The following is an 18,885-nucleotide window of genomic DNA, read 5'->3' as shown; positions in this document are numbered from 1 at the left end:
CCGTTTCACCGGGGCCCTCCGGGCGCTTCCCTTCGTTCTTGCGTTTCCGACTCTATCAGACTCTTTCGTGTCCGATTCCCGGCCGAAGCGGGATCCTACTGATTCGCTTTCCAGTTCTTCGCTTTCGCGTTTCCCTTTCCGGCGAGTCCGACTTTACCAGACTCTTTTCCGTCCCGTTTCCGGTCCGAATTTGATTCCAGCGGCCTGCGGAGTGGCCTTTGCCTTTCGGCTGACTCGACTTTATCAGAAGCAATTCGGCCGAAGCGAATCCGGCTTACTGCTTGAAAGAGAAGAATCGATCGGCTCTGCGAGGACAACATCCTCCGCACGAGCGAGATGAACTTTAGACGTTCCTGAGCGAGTTGTCCAACTCGCTCGAACCGTTAAAATCTACCTCTCCACACAGGCTGTGTCAACAGACTTTGTGGGCGCCCTGAAGGCTAGCAGGTCAGCGGCTCCAGACGCACATCGGCCCTCAGGCCGCGGCGGGAAGCTCCGCACTGCGCTCTCCGGCTTCGAGGTCTCCCGTGTCCCCCGCTCGGGACGCGCGGCCTCCGAGGACATAGACGTAGACGAGGAACGCCAGCTCAGCGCCGATGCCGATGGTGATGCGAGCCCAGGTCGGAAGGCCCGACGGGGTGACAAAACCTTCGATGACTCCAGAGACGAACAGGACCAGCGCCAGACCGATGGCCATGCCTATCGCGGCTCGCCCCTGCTGAGCCAGCGCCGAGCGCCGGGTGCGCGGACCCGGGTCGATGACAGTCCAGCCGAGACGCAGGCCCGTGCCCGCTGCCACGAAGACCGCGGTGAGCTCGAGCAGGCCGTGTGGCAGGACGAGTCCGAGGAAGGTGTCCAGACGGCCGGCGGAGGACATCAGCCCGATGCCGACCGCCAGGTTGAGCACGTTGACGAAGAGGATCCAGAGCACCGGTATACAGAGGAACGCTCCCAGCACCAGGCACATGGCCGCCGCCTGAGCGTTGTTCGTCCAGACCTGGGCGGCGAACGAGGCGGCCGGGTGGCTGGAGTAGTACGTCTCGTACTCGCCGCCGGGCCGGGTCAGGGCGCGCAGCTCGTCCGGGGCCGCGATCGACGCCTGGACCTCCGGATGGGCGCCGATCCACCACCCGATGACCGCCGCCAGGAGTACGGAGAGCACCGCCGTCGGAATCCACCAGTGCCGCGAGCGGTATACGGCTGCGGGAAAGCCCGCTGTCAGGAAGCGCGCGGCGTCGCGCCACGAAGCGCGGCGGGTCCCCGTGACGGTGGAGCGCGCGCGGGCCACGAGCTGCGTGAGGCGCGCGGTCAGCATGGGGTCCGGGGCGCTGGACCGGATCAACGACAGATGAGTGGCAGTGCGCTGGTACAGGGCGACGAGTTCGTCCGCCTCCTCACCTGTCAGGCTTCGCCCTCGGTGCAGAAGGTGGTCCAGACGGTCCCACTCGGTGCGGTGGGTGTTCACGAAGACGTCGAGATCCATGGTCGGCTGCTGCTCCAGGCATGGGTGCGTACGGGTCCGTACTACGGCGGCGCGCTGCGGGCCAGCTTGGCAGACTGTGGTCCCGAGGGGCAGGGAAGGGCGACGAGGGGTGGGTGGCGATGAATGAGCTCGTAACCGGTGACGCGGTCGTACTGGGGTTGCAGCCGGCGCGGCTCCCCAGCCGGGCGTTGGCGATCTCCATCGATCTCGCGGTGCTCCTGACCGTTTTCGTCCTGCTGTCCATCGGTCTGGCGGTGGCGACCGTGACGCTCGACGAAGCGGCGTCCGCCGCGATCGCCGTCGCCACGTTTCTCCTGGTGCTGGTGGGCGGTCCGGTCGCGGTCGAGACGCTCAGCCATGGCCGTTCGCTCGGAAAACTCGCCTGCGGACTTCGCGTGGTGCGGGACGACGGCGGGCCGATCCGGTTCCGGCACGCGCTGGTGCGAGGTGCGATGGGACTCGTCGAGATCCTGGGGACATTCGGAGTCGTGGGCTGTATCGCTTCTCTGGTGTCCGCTCGTGGCCGTCGGCTCGGCGACGTGTTCGCGGGAACGCTCGTCGTACGTGAGCGGGTGCCGGCCGGCCGGGCTCTGGCCGTGCCTCCGCCCCCGCCCTGGCTGGTGGGACGTTTCGCGCAGCTGGATCTCTCGGGGGTGCCGGACGGTCTCTGGCTAGCCGTACGGCAGTACCTGACGCGGATGAATCAGCTCGACGCCGCGGTGGGCGTGTCCATGGGCGAGCGTCTCTCCACGGACCTCGTCGCGAGTACGGGCGTTCCGGTGCCGCAGGGGGTGCCGGCGGCCGCCTATCTGGCGGCCGTGGTGAACGAGCGGCAGGCGAGGGACATCCGGCGGGTGGCCGCGGCGGCGAGCCGCGGCAGCCAGGACGGGGCGCCCGTGGCCGGCCCCGTACCCGCCTTCGTGGACCGGGAGTTCCCCGATGACCGGTCGGCAGAATTCCGGCCGGGTGGGGCAGCCGCGCCATCGACGGCCCCCGCGGAGAAGAAGGGGACCGGTACCGAGGGGCAGGCCGCGACCGGCTTCGCCCCGCCCGCCTGAGCCCGGCCGGCCGGCCGGCCGCAGGGCTTACCTCCGGCCCTACCCCCAGCCTTGCCTCAAGCCCCCTGCCTCAAGCTCCGTCCGTCGCACCGGGCTTGGCCGAGGGTGGGGACTCGAGGTGCTCGAGTTCGATGCCCGGTGCCGCCAGCACCACGTCGCCCGCGATGTGCACGGCGTGCTGATCACCGGTGTCCAGGGCGTTGACCTGGTACTCGTCCACGATCAGGGGCCCGTTGTCAGTGGCGTGCGCTTCACTGTTCAGCAGCGACCAGGACTGGTCGACGGTGCGGGGGGCGAGAACCGGGTCCGTGAAGGTGACCAGACGGACACGGGTCGCGGGGGAAGCGGGGGTGAGGCGCAGGAGCCGGGCAGTGGCGACGAGGAAAGCGGGGGATGTGCCGGAGAAGGTGTGGGCGCGGACATTGCCTTCGGTGGCGTGAGTGCCGGTGGGATCGGTCCGTACCCAGGTGACCCCGTCGAGAGCGGCACCGCGGATCTGCCAGCTCGCCGCGTGCAGTTCGAGGCGGATGGTGCGGCCTAGCTCGTCCAGGACCAGATCGACGGAACCCAGGTGGGCGCCCGAGGGGGCCGTGGTCTGGGAGACATAGCGCCAGCCGGAGGGGCCGGGCGCGCAGTGGAAGTGTTCTTCGCCGAGGGGGGTGTGGTCGTGGAGATCGTGGAGCGAATAACGGCCGCGGGGCATGGGGTCCTTCGGGTTCCTCGGGCTGTGCGGGTGCGGTACGGGGCAGGCCCCCGGCACGGGGGTGCGGGGGCCTGCGCTCGGACCTGCTGCTGAGAGCTGCGCCGGCCGTCGGCCGACGGCCGGCTCAGTAGCGGTAGAGGTCGGACTTGTACGGGCCTTCCACCGGGACGCCGATGTAGTCGGCTTGCTCCTGGCGCAGGGTCGTGAGCCTCACGCCCAGCGCGTCGAGGTGGAGCCGGGCGACCTTCTCGTCCAGGTGCTTCGGCAGCACGTAGACATCGGTGGGGTACGCCTCGGGCTTGGTGAACAGCTCGATCTGGGCCAGGGTCTGGTCCGCGAACGAGTTGGACATGACGAACGAGGGGTGACCGGTGGCGTTGCCGAGGTTCAGCAGACGGCCCTCGGACAGCACGATCAGGACCTTGCCCTCCGGGAACTTCCAGGTGTGGACCTGCGGCTTGACCTCGTCCTTGATGATGCCGTCGATCTTCGCCAGGCCGGCCATGTCGATCTCGTTGTCGAAGTGGCCGATGTTGCCGACGATGGCCTGGTGCTTCATCCGGGCCATGTCGGAGGCCATGATGATGTCCTTGTTGCCCGTCGTCGTGACGAAGATGTCCGCGGTCTCCACCACGTCGTCCAGCGTCGCGACCTGGTATCCGTCCATCGCGGCCTGGAGGGCGCAGATCGGGTCGATCTCCGTGATGATCACCCGTGCGCCCTGGCCGCGAAGGGACTCCGCACAGCCCTTGCCCACGTCGCCGTAGCCGCAGACGACGGCGGTCTTGCCGCCGATGAGGACGTCGGTGGCGCGGTTGATGCCGTCGATCAGCGAGTGACGGCATCCGTACTTGTTGTCGAACTTCGACTTGGTGACAGCGTCGTTGACGTTGATCGCCGGGAAAAGGAGGGTGCCGTCGCGGTGCATCTCGTACAGCCGGTGCACACCGGTCGTGGTCTCCTCGGTCACGCCGCGGATCTCGGACGCCAGCTGGGTCCACTTCTGCGGGGACTCGCCGAGCGTGCGGTTCAGCAGGGTGAGGATGTAGGCGTACTCCTCACTGTCCGCGGTCGACGGGTCCGGAGCCTTACCGGCCTTCTCGAACTCAACGCCCTTGTGGACGAGGAGGGTGGCGTCGCCCCCGTCGTCGAGGATCATGTTCGGTCCGCCGGTCGGGGTGTTGGGCCAGGTCAGGGCCTGCTCCGTGCACCACCAGTACTCCTCCAGGCTCTCGCCCTTCCAGGCGTAGACCGGGACGCCGGCGGGGGCTTCCGGGGTGCCGTCCGGACCGACCGCGATCGCCGCGGCGGCGTGGTCCTGGGTCGAGTAGATGTTGCAGGAGGCCCAGCGGACCTCGGCGCCCAGGGCGACCAGGGTCTCGATGAGCACGGCGGTCTGCACGGTCATGTGCAGGGAGCCGGTGATCCGGGCACCGGCCAGCGGCTGGGCGGCGGTGTACTCCTTACGGATCGACATCAGGCCGGGCATCTCGTGCTCGGCGAGGGTGATCTCCTTGCGCCCGAAGGCGGCGAGGGAAAGGTCTGCGACCTTGAAGTCCTGGCGATTGGCGGCCGTCGTCATAACGGGCTGCTCCTCGTAGTGGGTCGAGGGTGGGCGGCTGGCTCTGCGGCGGCCACGGGCACACCAATGCCCGGGCGATCCGCAGTGCAGTCCGTCGGAGGCCCTCTCTCCCTCGGCCGGTCCGCTTCCGCGGGCCGATCGACCGCCATCAGCAGCGACGTCTGGTACTTCCCCGAATCTACACCGAACGGCCCAGTGAACCCCAGCCCGCCCGGGGGGCGGCGTGAGGTACGGGGCCGTTCGGGGCTGATGTTCAGCGGGTCAGTGGCCGGATCCCGCCGGAGCGTCGTCGGGATCGGGAGACGTGGGGCCGCCCGGGGTTTTACCCGGGTTGGTGCCGGCCGCTGCTGCCGCCTCGTCGTAGATGTCGGGTTCGAGATAGATGACCCGGGCGATCGGGACGGCCTCGCGGATCCGGTTCTCGGCGGCGTTGATCGCTTCCGCGACCTCGGCTGCCGACTCCTCGGCCCGCACCGCGATCTTGGCCGCCACCAGGAGTTCCTCCGGGCCGAGGTGGAGTGTGCGCATGTGGATGATGCGGGTGACGGTGTCCCCGTCGACCACCGAGGCCCGGATCTTCTCGACGTCCTCGACACCGGCCGCCTCCCCGAGCAGCAGCGACTTCGTCTCAGCGGCGAGAACGATCGCGATGACGATCAGCAGGATGCCGATGCACAGGGTGCCGATGCCGTCCCACACGCCGTTGCCGGTGCCCAGCGCCAGGCCGACACCGCCGAGGGCCAGGACCAGGCCGACGAGCGCGCCGAGGTCCTCGAGGAGGACGACGGGGAGCTCGGGCGCCTTGGCGCGGCGGACGAACTGGGTCCAGGACAGCTTGCCGCGGGTCTGGTTGGACTCCTTGATGGCCGTACGGAAGGAGAAGCCCTCGGCGATGATCGCGAAGACCAGCACGCCGACCGGCCAGTACCAGGCCTCGATCTCGTGCGGGTGCTTGATCTTCTCGTAGCCCTCGTAGATCGCGAACATGCCACCGACCGAGAACAGCACGATGGACACGAGGAAGGCGTAGATGTAGCGCTCGCGCCCGTAACCGAAGGGGTGTTGGGGAGTCGCCTCCCGCTGGGCCTTCTTGCCCCCGAGCAGCAGGAGTCCCTGGTTGCCGGAGTCCGCCAGTGAGTGGACGCTCTCCGCCAGCATCGATGAAGAGCCACTGAAGAGGAACGCCACGAATTTGGCCACTGCGATCGCGAGGTTGGCGGCGAGTGCCGCCACGATCGCCTTGGTTCCGCCTGACGCGCTCATGGGTGCGTGGTGTCCCTTCCTCGGTGCTGCGGCACGGGCGCCGCGCTACGGCCGGACATTGTTGCAGCCGCTGGTGCGGACGGTACGTCAGACCACGACGGTCGCACGGAAGAGCGTCCCCGTACCGGCCACTTCTACCGTTTCGTCCGCCGGGACGAAAACGGATTCGCCGGGGGCGAGAGCGATCTCTCCCGCCCGTGGGGAGCCTGCCGTGCAGAGCAGGATCTGCGCGGTGGCCGCCGTGAGGTCGACGGGGCCGCCGCCGGACGGCAGGACGTAACGCGACAGCCGGAATTCGTCGACCGGCGTCTCGTACACCTCCTCGCCGGTGGGCGCGGCCTCGGGGCGCAGGATGCCGGGCTCGGTGGCTTCGAAGCGGACGATGCGGAGGAGTTCCGGGACGTCGATGTGCTTGGGGGTCAGACCGCAGCGCAGCACGTTGTCGGAGTTGGCCATGATCTCGACACCCAGGCCGCCGAGATAGGCGTGCGGGACACCCGCGCCGAGGAACATGGCCTCGCCGGGCTGGAGTTGTACGTAGTTCAGCAGCATGGCCGCGATGACGCCCGGGTCGCCGGGGTAGTGGTGGGCGATCTGGGCGTACGGGGCGTGGGCGCCGCCGAGCCGTCCGGCTGCCTCGGCCGCCTCGGCGACCGTGTGCGCCATCTCGTCGGGGTCCGCGGTGAGGACCGCCGTGAGGACCTCGCGCAGCGCCCCCTCCTCCGGGCGGGCGCGGAGGAGGTCGACGTAGGGCTTGAGGGAGTCCACGCCGAGGGCCTCCATGAGGTCGGCGGCTTCGGCGGGCCTGCGGAAGCCGCACAGCCCGTCGAAGGGGGTGAGCGCACAGATCAGCTCGGGCTTGTGGTTGGCGTCCTTGTACGTGCGGTGCGGTGCGTCGACCGGGATGCCCCGGGCTTCCTCGTCCGCGTAGCCCTGCTGTGCCTGTGCGAGGTCCGGGTGGACCTGGAGGGACAGCGGGGCGCCGGCCGCGAGCAGTTTGAGGAGGAAGGGGAGGCGGGGGCCGAAGGCGCGGACGGCGGCGGCGCCGAGTTCGCGTTCGGGGTCGGCCGCGATGACGTCCGTGAGGGGCCGCTCGTCCGTGAGGAATCGCTCGTCCGTGAGGGGCCGCTCGTCCGCCCCGGTGCCCGCTCCGGCGGGGCGGGTGAGGCGGGAGGGGGCGCCCGGGTGGGCTCCCATCCACATCTCGGCCTGCGGTTCGTCGGTCGGGGGCGTGCCGAGCAGCTCGGGGATGGCCGTGGTGGAGCCCCAGGCGTAGGGGCGCACGGTGTTGGAGAGCCGGTCCATGGAGATGTGTCCTCGTGGGATGCGCGGGCGTGGACGCCCAGGGGATGGCGGGCCTCAGGCCCGGTTGTCGGAGGCCAGGGAGGCGTAGACGGCGGCGAAGTCGGTGACCGCGAGGAGCTCGGCGAGGGCTTCGAGCTCGCTGCCCTCCTCGGGTTCGAGCTCGCTGATGGCCGTGTCGTGGCTCAGGGCCAGTTCACGAGCGGCCGGGCTCGCGGTCAGGCCGCCGGTGGGCCGGTCACGGAGCAGGACGACACGGGCCCGCATGGCTTCGGGCTCGTCCACCCGGTCCCGGAAGAAGTCGTCGGGGTCGGCCCCCGCGGCGAACGCTCCGGCGAGCAGCCCTCCGTGGGAGGGCAGTGCCTCCGGCAGCTCGGCCACGAGGGCGGGGCGGCCCGCGAGCTCGGCCAGGACGGCGGCGAACCGGCGCCCGACGGGGCCGGCGGCCTCACCCTCCGTCCAGACGAGGGGCAGGCTGTCGGCGAGTTCCGCGGCGAGTGTCTTGGCCGGGTTGCTGTACGTGGCGACGGCCGGCCCGCAGCGCTCCGCGGTGCGGTCGAGGCGGTCGGCGACCTTCTGCAGCGCTTCCGGGGGAGCTTCGATCAGGCCCACGCGGTCCAGCAGGGCGAGCAGGGGGGTGAGCAGGGCCCAGAGCGTTCCGGGGCCGGCCGCCGAGGTCTCGGCGTCGTACTCGCCGTACGGGGCGGCGGCCATGGGCACGACGAGTCCGTGGGCCCCGTCGACGGCTTCCCGCAGCGGGGACCGTACGGGCGCGACGGCTACGACCGTGCAGCCGCGGCGGTACGCCTGCTCGGCGAGCAGCGCGAGGCCGGGTTCCGAACCGTCGGCCGTGGCGATGAGCAGCAGGTCGACGGATCCGGCCCAGCCGGGCAGCGCCCAGCGCAGTGCTCCGGCGGCGGCCGCGACCCCGGTGGGCCGGATCGCGGTGACGGGCGCGGAGGCGCCCGCGAGGGCGCCGATCAGGTCGGCGACGCCGGACGCGGCGGTGCCGGGCCCCGCGACGAGGACGGCGCGGGGCCGGCCCTCGGGGGCCAGAGCGCCGATTCCCGCCTCGGCGGCGTGCCGGGTGGCGGTGCGGACGCGGGCTCCGGCCTCGGCGGCACCGCGCAGCAGACCTCGCCGGTCGGCTCGGGCCAGGGCTTCCGGTGCGTCGAGCAGCGACTCGTCGAGCATGGTGGTGGGCCTCCGATCACCGTGCTGATCAGGGTGCGGGTTACGCGGGGCGGCGGGCCTCGTCGACGAGGAGCACCGGGATGCCGTCCCGCACCGGGTAGGCGAGACCGCAGTCGGCGCCGGTGCAGACCAGCTCGGGGCTTTCGGCCGCGGACCGGTCGTCGAGCCCGGCGTGGCAGGCCGGGCAGGCGAGGATCTCCAGAAGGCCGGCTTCGAGCGGCATGGGGTGGGTCCCTTCGGGCATGCGGTGCGGATCCGGTCCGGACCCGGTTCGGGTCCGCGGAGCTAGGGCCTGGTCAGCCTACCGCCGGGCCGGGAGGGTCGCGGCCCGGCAGGCCCCGTCCGACCGGGCATGCGTCGGCGGCGTGCACGCGGCGGACGGGGCGGGTCTCGTGGTCGCACCGCACACGCGTGCTCCCTGCACACGTGTACCCCGACGCGTACCGGTCACGCGCGGACGAGGGCGAGGACCTCGTCGCGTACAGCTGTCATGGTCTTCGCGTCCCGTGCCTCGACGTTCAGGCGCAGAAGCGGCTCGGTGTTGGAGGCGCGGAGGTTGAACCACCAGTCGGTGCTGGTCACCGTGAGGCCGTCGAGCTCGTCGAACCGCACGTCGTCGCGGTGGTCGTACGCCGCCCTGATCGCCGCCAGCCGGCCCGCCTGGTCGGCCACGGTGGAGTTGATCTCGCCGGAGCCGCTGTACCGGCCGTACTGGTCGAGGAGCCCGGAGAGCGGGCCGTCCTGGCCGCCGAGTGCCGCGAGGACGTGGAGGGCGGCGAGCATGCCGGTGTCGGCGTTCCAGAAGTCGCGGAAGTAGTAGTGCGCGGAGTGCTCGCCGCCGAAGATCGCGCCGTGCTCCGCCATCTCGGCCTTGATGAAGGAGTGGCCGACGCGGGTACGGACGGGGGTTCCGCCGTTCTCGCGTACGACTTCGGGGACCGACCAGGAGGTGATCAGGTTGTGGATGACGGTGCCCCTGCCGCCGTTGCGGGCCAGCTCGCGGGCGGCGACCAGGGCCGTGATCGCGGACGGGGACACGCCTTCGCCGCGCTCGTCGACGACGAAGCAGCGGTCGGCGTCGCCGTCGAAGGCGAGGCCGAGGTCGGCGCCCTCGGCGAGGACGCGGGCCTGGAGGTCGACGATGTTCTTCGGGTCGAGGGGGTTCGCCTCGTGGTTGGGGAAGGTGCCGTCGAGCTCGAAGTACATGGGTACGAGGTCGAGGGGGAGGCCGGCGAAGACGGTGGGGACGGTGTGGCCGCCCATGCCGTTGCCCGCGTCCACGACGACCTTGAGCGGCCTGATCCCGGAGAGGCCGACGAGGCCCAGGAGGTGCGCGGCGTAGTCGGTGAGGGTGTCGCGCTCGCTGACCGTGCCGGGGGTGGTGAGGGCCGTGCCGGGGAGGCCGTGCTCCGACCACTGCTCGACCAGCGTGCGGATCTCGGTGAGGCCGGTGTCCTGGCCCACGGGCGCGGCCCCGGCGCGGCACAGCTTGATGCCGTTGTACCGCGCCGGGTTGTGCGAGGCCGTGAACATCGCTCCGGGCAGGTCCAGTGCCCCGGACGCGTAGTACAGCTGGTCCGTCGAGCAGAGCCCGATGAGGGTCACGTCGGCGCCGCGTGCGGTCGCACCGCGGGCGAACGCGGCGGCCAGGCCGGGTGAGGACGGCCGCATGTCGTGGCCGATCACGATGGCGTCCGCGTCGGTGACCTGGACGAACGCGGCTCCGAACAGTTCGGCGAGCGGCTCGTCCCACTGGTCGGGCACGACTCCGCGCACGTCGTACGCCTTCACGAGCTGCGACAGGTCAGCAACCACGGCCGGTCCTCCTGGGGGTCTTTACGGACCGCCCAAACTACCCGGCGCCCCCGGACAGCCGGTCAGGGGAGCATCCATCCCAGCACCGCCGTGCTCTGGGCCATCACGACCAGGCACATCACCAGCAGCAGGCCGAGGCTCCACGGCAGGACCTTGCGCAGCAGATCGCCCTCCCGCCCGGCGAGACCGACGGCGGCGCAGGCGATCGTCAGGTTCTGCGGGGAGATCATCTTGCCCAGCACTCCCCCGGAGCTGTTGGCGGCGGCGAGGAGCTCCGGGGAGAGTCCGGACTCCCGTGCGGCGGACACCTGGAGCGCGCCGAAGAGGGCGTTGGCCGAGGTGTCGGATCCGGACACGGCGACGCCGAACCAGCCGAGCACCGGTGAGAGGAAGGCGAGTCCGGCACCTGCCGCGGCGACGGACTGGCCGATGGTGGCGGCCTGTCCGGAGAGGTTCATGACGTAGGCGAGGGCGAGCACGGATGTCACGGTGAGGATCGCGTAGCGCAGTTCGTGCACGGTGGCCGCCCACTCCCGCGCGGCGGTGCCGGCCCGTACGCCGATGACGACGGCCGTGATGAGGCCGGCGAACAGGACGAGGGTGCCGCCGGTGCCGAGGAGCGGGAGGGAGAACACGTTGGCGCCGACCGGTTCGCCGTCGGGTCCCGCGACGTCGAGGAACGGCCAGTCGAAGACGCGCGTCGCCTCGGCCAGCAGCCGCTTGACGGGCGGGATCTGGGCGGCCGAGAACACCGCGACGATCAGCGCGTACGGGGCGTAGGCGCGCAGCACCTCGCGGCGCGGGTCCTCCTGGTCCAGGTCCTCGCTGCGTACGCCCGTCAGCACGGCCGCGCGTACGGGTTCGTCGGCGGGCCGGCGAGCGGCGGGGACGGCGATCAGCGCGCCGGCGCCGACGAGCGCCGCCGCGATGTCGGCGAGCTGCGCGGAGACGAAGTTGGACGCGGCGAACTGTGCGACGGCGAAGGCCACTCCGCAGACGAGCGCGGGCGGCCAGGTCTCCCGCAGCCCTCGTTTGCCGTCGACCAGGAAGACCAGGATCAGCGGGACGACGAGCGCGAGCAGCGGGGTCTGGCGGCCGACGACCGTGGCGACGTCGTCCAGCGGAAGGCCGGTGACCTGGGCGAGCGTCACCACGGGGGTGCCCATGGCACCGAAGGCGACGGGCGCGGTGTTGGCGACCAGGGAGACGACGGCGGCCTTCACCGGGTCAAAGCCGAGTGCGACGAGCATGACGGAGCAGATCGCGACGGGGGCGCCGAAGCCGGCCAGCGCCTCCAGGAGCGCGCCGAAGCAGAAGGCGATGACCAGGGCCTGGATGCGGGGGTCGTCGGAGACCCGGCCGAAGGAGCGCCGCAGGATGTCGAAGTGCTGGGTGCGGACGGTCATCCGGTACACCCAGAGGGCGTTGACGACGATCCACATGATGGGGAAGAGCCCGAAGAGGACACCTTGTGCCCCCGCCGACAGGGTCTGCCCGACGGGCATGCCGAACGCCAGCCAGCCGACGAGCACGGCGACGGCGAGCCCGATGAGTCCGGCGCGGTGGGCCTTCATACGGACGGCACCGAGCAGAACCAGGACGGTCACCAGTGGCAGGGAAGCGACGAGAGCGGACAGACCGAGCGAATCGGCTACGGGTTCGAGTTGCTGGACAAACACACAGACCTCCCCGGATTCCGTGATGCGGAAGCGATCTCTCACGGGTGGGGGAATGGTCGTGTCCGCGACAAGGCAGCGTCAATGCTCCGTACCGGAAAACTTCTTCAGGACCGGGAGTGGCGGGTGGGACCGGTGGGGCGGAAGGGGTGTCAGGAGTCCGGGGAGCGCAGCACCCGGAGATGCCCACGGCGCGCGACCTCGACCGGGTCCGCCGCCCGGGGGCCCCTGCCGCCCTGCTGCCGGTCCTGGGGCCGGGCCGCCTCGCGCACGGCGTTGGCAAGCGCTTCGAGATCGTCGCCGCTCGGCCGGGTGGGGGCCGAGGGGTCGGAGAGCCGGACGACTTCCCAGCCGCGCGGCGCGGTGAGCCGCTCACCGTGCTCGGCGCAGAGGTCGTAGCAGTGGGGCTCGGCATAGGTGGCGAGCGGGCCGAGGACCGCGGTCGAGTCGGCATAGACGTACGTCAGTGTCGCGACGGCGGGACGGCCGCACGCGGTTCGCGAACAGCGACGTACAGGGCTCACGATGTTGGACGGTACCGCACTCTTGAACGGGCTGCGACGACTCTCCCTCAGCTCACCCCACCGTGTCGCCCCGCGGGACGGCCCCGGAGCTGCTCGGCGCAACCGTTCCGACCTGCGCGGCAGCCGGTGCGCGCGGGCCGGGCCGGGCCCGCCGGGGAGAACACGAGCGGTCATTCGACGGGGATACGCGATCGGAGTACGGACCGGAACCGCACTCGATCCTGGCCGAAATGTTCATGTCGGGACACACGGCGGCCCGGCTGGAAAGCCGTGATCGCCCCGGCCCGAGGAGGGTTACGCTGCGTCGGTGATGGACCGTCCCGTACCGCCCCACCCGTCCGAGCCGCGGCCCCGCCGCCGCGACCGCCATGGCCGCGGTATGCGCGGACCGGTCGCCCCGCCGCAGGTGCCGCTGTCCGTCAGCAGGCCCGAGAGCTTCCGGGATCTCGTCCAGGATTCGGTGGAGCGGCTGGAGCGGCGCTGGCCGCAGCTGACGGACGTCGACTTCCTGGTCCTCGATGTGCCGGGTTCGCTCGACGAGACGGTGCCCCTGGGGCGCGCGCGGCCCGCCGCGAAGGGACAGCCCGCCCAGATCGTCGTCTACCGGCGCCCCGTCGAGATCCGCACCAAGAACCGCGACGAGCGCGCTCTGCTGGTGCACGAGGTCGTGGTGGAGCAGGTCGCGGAGCTGCTCGGCCTCTCGCCCGAGTCGGTCGACCCGCGCTACGGGCAGGACTGAGCCGCCGCTCCCGCTCTCAGTCGTCCAGGACCGACAGGTCCTGTTCCGCCTCGGGCACCTCGACCGTGCCCCCGTCGTCCGGCAGCGTCTGCACGGTGAACATGTCGATGCCGTCCTCCGCGACCGTGAGCGTGCGGGCGGCGTGCACCGGGCCGCCCGACTCGGTCTCCACCGTCAGGGCGTAGCCGCCCTTGAGGCCGGCCGGGGCCTGGGGCGTGACCTCGAGTGTCGTGCCGCCCTTGACCGTGTACGTCTTGACCGTCGCCTCGCCACCCCCGCTGCCCGCCGACGCCGTGACCTTGACCTTGGCCGTTTCACCCGGCGCCGTCAGGGAAAGCACCGAGCCCTTCGCCCTGTTGTCGGCGACACTCGCCCGCTCGCCCACTGGGCCGGTGGCCGGGATGAACGCGACCTCCTGCTTGGCACCGGTGCCCCGCACCACGCGCAGCGCGGCGACCACCGGCGTCGTACCGCCGTCGGCGGGGGTCACACGGAGCGAGCCGGGCTCGCCCCGTGTGACGTCCTTGAGGTCGACGCTCGCGGTCATCTGCGACTTGATGTGCAGGGTGTCGTGCCCGGCCGGTGAGAAGGTCCCGCTCTTACCCACGAGCTGGACCTTCACATCGGCGTCGTCCTCCCCGGGTGCGAACGCCACCAGCCTTACGGAGGTGGCGTCGGCCGGGATCCCCGGCAGGATCTGGGTGCCCGCCGGGTCGGCGGAGGCGGCCAGCCAGTCGCTGCCCACCTCGTCCTCGGCTCCGCTCACGACCGCGCCGACCCGCCCCGACCGGGTGGTGACGTGGACGGTCACGTTCTCGGCGGCCTCGCTGGTCAGGGTCGAGATCAGCATCGGGACGCTCGACCGCGCGGGGACGGTGATCCCCTCCCCGACATCGGACTTGAGGGGGCCGTCGGCGCCGTACAGCTCGATGTCCGCGACGGCGGCGGTGTCGTCGGGGTTGGTGAGGTGGACGTAGTCCTGACGGGTCTTGCCGGTACTCGCGCCCGGGAACCAGAAGTCCGTGTCGGGAGCGGTGCAGCTGACGCCGAGCAGACCTCGGGCACTGCCCGCGGCGGCCATGGTGGTCTGCTGGGCGGTCCAGCCGGGGGCGAACGCGCCGGTGGCGGTGCCGACCAGCGCGGGGGCCCCGGACTTCGCGGTCTCGGCGGTGGACGGCTTGCCGAGGTCCTTCAGGGAGATGACAGGCTTGCTGTCCGCCGCCGCCTTCTCCTCGTCCTTGTCGTCCTTCTCCTTGTCGTCCTTTTCCGCGTCCGCGGGAAGGGCTTCGGCCGCCTTCAGCTCGGCGGCGCCGGCCTCCGCGCCGCTCTTCCCCGCCGGGGTGAAGGACGTGTACGTCGTCTCGGCCAGCTCGGACGTGCTCGGTGCCGGGCAGAGCAGACTGGAGCGCTCGACGGGAAGCCGGGCAGCGGCCTTCGCCTCCGTCGCGCCCTCGTCGCCGGGCACGGTGAGCGCGGCGAAACCGGTGACGGCGGCGAGGGCGACGACGCCCGCGATGAGGGACAGGGGGGTGGACTTCACTCGGACTCGCCTCGCGATGCGTTGCCGTTGCCGTTGCCGTGCGGCGGCCACGGGTCCTGGCCCGGGGTCGCGTTCTCGTCGTGCCCGTCATGCCCGTCGTACGGGGCGGCTTCGCCCGTCCCCGTGGCGTAGGGCTGCTGCTGGGGGTAGCCGTACGGGTCGTAGGCGCCCTGCTGCTGGTACGGGTCCTGCTGGTACGGGTCCTGCTGATAGGGATCGGCCTGGTAGTACTGGCCGGCGTCCTGCCCGCCCTGGTACTGGCCGTAGTCGGCGCCCTGGTACTGCTGCGCGTCCCACTCCCCGTAGTTCTGCTGCGGGACGGCCGCGTAGGTGCCGGTGCCGTCCTGGTCCCCCGGGACCGCCGCATACGTGCCGGTGCCGTCCTGGTCCCCCGGAATCACCGCATACGTGCCGGTGCCGTCCTGGCCCGCCGGGACCGCCGCGTACGGATCCACGCCGTCCTGGACATCCGGGACCGCCGCGTACGGGTCGGCGCTCTGCTGCGCCGGGATGTACTCCCCCGGCGTCTGTCCCTGAACGACCGGCTCCGCCCCGTCGTACCCGGGCATCGTGCCGTCCTCCGCGTACGCCGTCCCCACGGCGTCGTCGCCCGCCGCCGTACCTTCCGCCTGGGCCGCCGCGCGCAGCCTGCGGGCCCGCCGCCCCTCTCCGGCGACCGGTTCGGCCGCGACGGCCTCGGGCTCCTCGGGCAGGTCGTCGTCGATCTCGCGGCGGCGGCCCGGCAGGGCCAGCACCACCAGGACGACACCGAGCGCCACCTGCGCCCAGACCCAGGCGGTGTGGGTGACAGGCGCGTCGTAGGTGAGGTCCAGCGTGCCGCCCCCGGCGGGCAGCTCGAAGCCCTGTGCCCAGCCGTCCACGGTCTTCGGGGTCAGCGCCCGGCCGTCCAGCGTGGCCTGCCAGCCCGGGTCGGCGGCGTCGGCGATCCGCAGAACCCGGCCGGAGCCGCCCGCGGGGATCTCACTGTGCGCCTCCACGGCCAGCGATCCGACGGATACGGGCTCGGCGCCGTCGCCTTCGCCGGAGGGGATGATCGCGAGCCGGGAGACCTGGCGGTCGACCCGCCACAGGGCGCTGCCGTCCAGCTGGCTGAGCCGGCTCAGACCCGGGGTCGAGTCCAGCACCCGGCTCATCTCACGGGGCGCCCCGTCCCGTACGAGTACGTAACGGATCGCGAAGCCGCTGAGCTGGCTGCCCTGGTCGGCGCCGGAGCCCGCGACCAGGTTGGCGACGACCTTGTCGAGGTGGGTGTTGCTGCCGCCGGCCTCGGTGAGCTCGGCATCGCCCAGCCGGGCGCCCGAGCCGCGGACCAGGGTGTAGGAGACGGCGGCGGGGGACGTGCCCCCGAGCACCAGCGTGCGGGCCTGGTCGCGGGTGCTGCTCTCCTCCGCGACGAAGGCGGGCACCTGCACCGGGTCGCGGCGCTCCACCGGACCGGCCGCGCCGCCGATCATCCAGCCTGCCGCGGCCAGGACAGGGGCCAGCCCGGCGGCCAGGGCGATCAGCGCGGCGACCGGCTGACGCCAGCCGAAGCTCAGCGCGGCGACCCGGACCCGGGCGCCGTCCGCGCCGAGCAGCGCGGCGGTGAGCAGTGCGATGCCGTAGACGAGCGTGGCGGGCCCGGCCCAGGTGGAGCCGTTGGAGATCCCCGCGAAGACCAGGGAGACGAGCACGACGGCCCAGGCGGCGCGGATCGCGAACTGCCGCTCGCCGCGCAGCAGGGCGGCCAGCGCCGCCAGCACGATGCCCAGCAGCAGGACGCCGCCGGCGGCCTTGGGGCCGCCGGGGCTGATGCCGAGCAGGTCGAGGGCGGACGCCGTGCCCGTGCCGATGTCGAGCCCGGCCTCCTTCAGGAAGTTCGACGGGCTGGTCAGCAGGGACAGCGACCAGGGCGCGAGGACCAGGACCGGGGTGCCGATGGTGGCCAGGAAGCGCAGTCCGTACGCGGTGATGTCGCTCCGGCGCAGCACGAGCACCCCGAGGCCGAGGACCACCGCGAGCGGCCAGACGATCGGCGTGAAGGCCGTCGTGAAGGTGAGCAGCAGGGTGTACGCCCAGGTGGCGCGCCAGCTGCCACGTGCGGTGGAGCCGTCGCCCCGCATCCCGTGCGCGGCGACGGCCGCGCGGGCGATCAGCGGAAGCAGGACCGCCAGGACCGCTGTGCCGAGCCGCCCGGTGGCCAGCGCTCCGGTGGCGGCGGGCAGGAAGGCGTACGCGACGCTCGCCCAGGCCCGCAGGAGCCGGGACTCGATCAGCGGCCGGGAGGCGAAGTACGCGGTGAGCCCGGCGAGCGGGACCGAGCAGACGAGCAGGAGGGTGAGCGCGAAGCCCGTGGAGCCGAGGAACAGCGCCGACAGGGCGGCGATGACACCGAGGTAGGGCGGGGCGGACTGGGTTCCGCCGGTACCGACGGCGTGCCAGCCGTCCGCGTAACGGCCCCAGAGGTCGGAGACGTCGGCGGGGGCGGGCAGCAGCGCACCGCCCGCGAGAGCCCCGCTGCCGAGCAGACCCCGGCAGGCCACCAGCGAGACGAGAAGGAGGAGCGCGAAGAGCACGGGGCCGGGCTTGCGGCCCATCTTCTTGAGCCGTGCGAACTGTTCGATCTCCAGGAAGTCGGCGTCGTCACCGCCGGGACCGGACTCGACCGCTCCGTGCCGTGAGCCGCCGGAGTCGGAGTCGGTGCTGCTGCCGAAGTTGCCGGCGACCTGTTCGACGGTGGCCCGGACCGTGGCACCGGGCGGCGGGAAGAGCGACCGCAGCTCGGCCGCGTCCACCGCTCCTCCCTTGCGGGCACGGCGCGCGGCGAGGATCCGCCCGGGGCGCAGCAGGGTGCCGAAGAGTCCGGCGACCTCGTCGAGCGCCTGCCCCGGCACCTTGCCGACGAGGTAGGCGAGGGTGCGGAGCAGGGTGCCCACGGCCAGGCGGAGCAGGGCCCACGGCAGCTGTTTGCCGCGTGCGTTGACGAGCATCGTGTAGACGGCACCGGCCTTGTCGACGCGGTGCGGGCTCGCGACGGAGCGTCCGGCGCAGTCGATCGGGCGGCGTTCCCTGGCGGAGGCCTCGGCGTGCCGCAGGACGGCGTCGGGGGCGACGAGCACCCGGTGTCCTGCCATGTGGGCGCGCCAGCAGAGGTCGACGTCGTCGCGCATCAGCGGGAGCCTGCGGTCGAATCCGCCGAGCTCCTCCCAGACGTCGCGGCGCACCAGCATGCCCGCGGAGGAGACGGAGAGCACGGTACGGACCTGGTCGTGCTGGCCCTGGTCCTGTTCGCGGCGGTCGAGGCCGGTCCAGCGGCGTCCGCTGTTGGCGATGGAGACACCGACCTCGAGGAGCTGCTTGCGGTCGTACCAGCCGCGCAGCTTCGGACCGACGATCGCGGCGTGCGTGTCGTTGTCGACGACGCGGAGCATCTCGGCGAGCGCGTCAGGCTCGGGAGCGCTGTCGTCGTGCAGCAGCCAGAGCCACTGGACGGGTTCGCCGTGCGGAAGCTCGGGCAGGTCGTACGCGTCGTCGCGCCAGCTGCGGGTGACCGGGTCCCAGCCGCTGGGGCGCTTCAGGTAAGGCAGGTCGTCGGGGGTGAGGACACCGGCCGTGCGGGTCGCCTCCTCGACGGCGGTGCCGAAGCTCGTACGCCGTGCGAGGTGGAGGACGCGCTCGCCGCCGAGCGCCTCGGTGACCAGGCGGGCGGAGTCGTCGGCGCTGCCGGTGTCGGCTGCGACGACGTTCTGCACGGGGCGCTCCTGCCCGAGCAGGCCGCCGAGCACATGGGGCAGCCAGCGTGCGCCGTCGTGCGAGACGAGCACGGCGGTGACGACATGCCGGGGGAACTCTGGGGCGGCGGCGGCCTCGTTCGGCGCCGCCGAGTGGCTGTGCACGGACATCGGGGTACGGGCCCTCCGGCCGGGTCCGGAGGGGGTTCCCCCCGGGGGCTGCATCGGTGTACACGCCCGCCCCGGCGGGGCGTTGGCGCGTCTCTCGGACGGGG

At 71.9% G+C, this 18,885-nt stretch carries 14 protein-coding genes; 2 read left to right on the top strand and 12 right to left on the bottom strand.

From position 1 onward, the window contains the following. Nucleotides 1-475 precede the first annotated feature (475 nt). Complete coding sequence (locus ACIREO_RS30670) at nucleotides 476-1,483, bottom strand: stage II sporulation protein M (protein ID WP_404116052.1); 1,008 nt, start codon at nucleotides 1,481-1,483, stop codon at nucleotides 476-478. A gap of 119 nt (nucleotides 1,484-1,602) precedes the next feature. On the opposite strand from ACIREO_RS30670, the gene ACIREO_RS30665 reads away from it, so the two are divergent. Beyond that, on the top strand, nucleotides 1,603-2,541 hold the full coding sequence (locus ACIREO_RS30665; RefSeq protein WP_404116050.1) for an RDD family protein: 939 nt from the start codon (nucleotides 1,603-1,605) through the stop codon (nucleotides 2,539-2,541). 70 nt (nucleotides 2,542-2,611) lie between these two features. Here ACIREO_RS30665 and ACIREO_RS30660 read toward each other — a convergent pair whose 3' ends face one another. The 9 genes from ACIREO_RS30660 to ACIREO_RS30620 form a co-directional block, all read right to left on the bottom strand. Then, on the bottom strand, nucleotides 2,612-3,244 hold the full coding sequence (locus ACIREO_RS30660) for a hypothetical protein (protein ID WP_404116048.1): 633 nt from the start codon (nucleotides 3,242-3,244) through the stop codon (nucleotides 2,612-2,614). 124 nt (nucleotides 3,245-3,368) lie between these two features. Continuing rightward, entirely contained in the window at nucleotides 3,369-4,826 is a 1,458-nt protein-coding gene (ahcY, locus tag ACIREO_RS30655) for an adenosylhomocysteinase (protein ID WP_404116046.1), read from the bottom strand. A 261-nt stretch (nucleotides 4,827-5,087) separates the two neighbouring features. Continuing rightward, nucleotides 5,088-6,089: a cation diffusion facilitator family transporter gene (locus ACIREO_RS30650; RefSeq protein WP_404116044.1), complete on the bottom strand. Its 1,002-nt coding sequence runs from the start codon at nucleotides 6,087-6,089 to the stop codon at nucleotides 5,088-5,090. 87 nt (nucleotides 6,090-6,176) lie between these two features. Then, a complete protein-coding gene (manA, locus tag ACIREO_RS30645; RefSeq protein WP_404116042.1) occupies nucleotides 6,177-7,394 on the bottom strand; it encodes a mannose-6-phosphate isomerase, class I in 1,218 nt (405 codons plus the stop codon). A 54-nt stretch (nucleotides 7,395-7,448) separates the two neighbouring features. After that, nucleotides 7,449-8,585, bottom strand: coding sequence for an SIS domain-containing protein (locus ACIREO_RS30640; RefSeq protein ID WP_404116040.1), 1,137 nt, complete (start codon nucleotides 8,583-8,585; stop codon nucleotides 7,449-7,451). Between the two features lie 40 nt (nucleotides 8,586-8,625). Beyond that, on the bottom strand, nucleotides 8,626-8,808 hold the full coding sequence (locus tag ACIREO_RS30635; protein WP_073752985.1) for a Trm112 family protein: 183 nt from the start codon (nucleotides 8,806-8,808) through the stop codon (nucleotides 8,626-8,628). Nucleotides 8,809-9,032: 224 nt separating this feature from the next. Continuing rightward, the gene (locus ACIREO_RS30630) at nucleotides 9,033-10,400 is read right to left on the bottom strand and encodes a phosphomannomutase/phosphoglucomutase (RefSeq protein WP_404116038.1); all 1,368 of its coding nucleotides are present in this window, start codon (nucleotides 10,398-10,400) and stop codon (nucleotides 9,033-9,035) included. Between the two features lie 62 nt (nucleotides 10,401-10,462). Further along, nucleotides 10,463-12,079, bottom strand: coding sequence for an L-lactate permease (locus ACIREO_RS30625; RefSeq protein WP_404116036.1), 1,617 nt, complete (start codon nucleotides 12,077-12,079; stop codon nucleotides 10,463-10,465). Between the two features lie 149 nt (nucleotides 12,080-12,228). After that, a complete protein-coding gene (locus ACIREO_RS30620; protein WP_053929176.1) occupies nucleotides 12,229-12,600 on the bottom strand; it encodes a DUF3499 domain-containing protein in 372 nt (123 codons plus the stop codon). A gap of 310 nt (nucleotides 12,601-12,910) precedes the next feature. Here ACIREO_RS30620 and ACIREO_RS30615 point away from each other — a divergent pair, with 310 nt between their 5' ends. Beyond that, nucleotides 12,911-13,339, top strand: a complete 429-nt coding sequence (locus ACIREO_RS30615; protein ID WP_404116082.1) for a metallopeptidase family protein — start codon at nucleotides 12,911-12,913, stop codon at nucleotides 13,337-13,339. Between the two features lie 16 nt (nucleotides 13,340-13,355). Here the strand turns inward: ACIREO_RS30615 and ACIREO_RS30610 are convergent, their stop codons facing one another. Further along, nucleotides 13,356-14,879, bottom strand: coding sequence for a DUF5719 family protein (locus ACIREO_RS30610; RefSeq protein ID WP_404116034.1), 1,524 nt, complete (start codon nucleotides 14,877-14,879; stop codon nucleotides 13,356-13,358). Then, on the bottom strand, nucleotides 14,876-18,781 hold the full coding sequence (locus ACIREO_RS30605) for a glycosyltransferase (RefSeq protein WP_404116032.1): 3,906 nt from the start codon (nucleotides 18,779-18,781) through the stop codon (nucleotides 14,876-14,878). Before ACIREO_RS30605 ends, ACIREO_RS30610 begins: the two co-directional genes overlap by 4 nt. Nucleotides 18,782-18,885: the final 104 nt, after the last annotated feature.

This window comes from Streptomyces sp. NPDC102441 (genome assembly GCF_044765585.1).
Taxonomy (GTDB): domain Bacteria; phylum Actinomycetota; class Actinomycetes; order Streptomycetales; family Streptomycetaceae; genus Streptomyces.
This window is presented reverse-complemented; position numbering and strand designations above follow the sequence as displayed.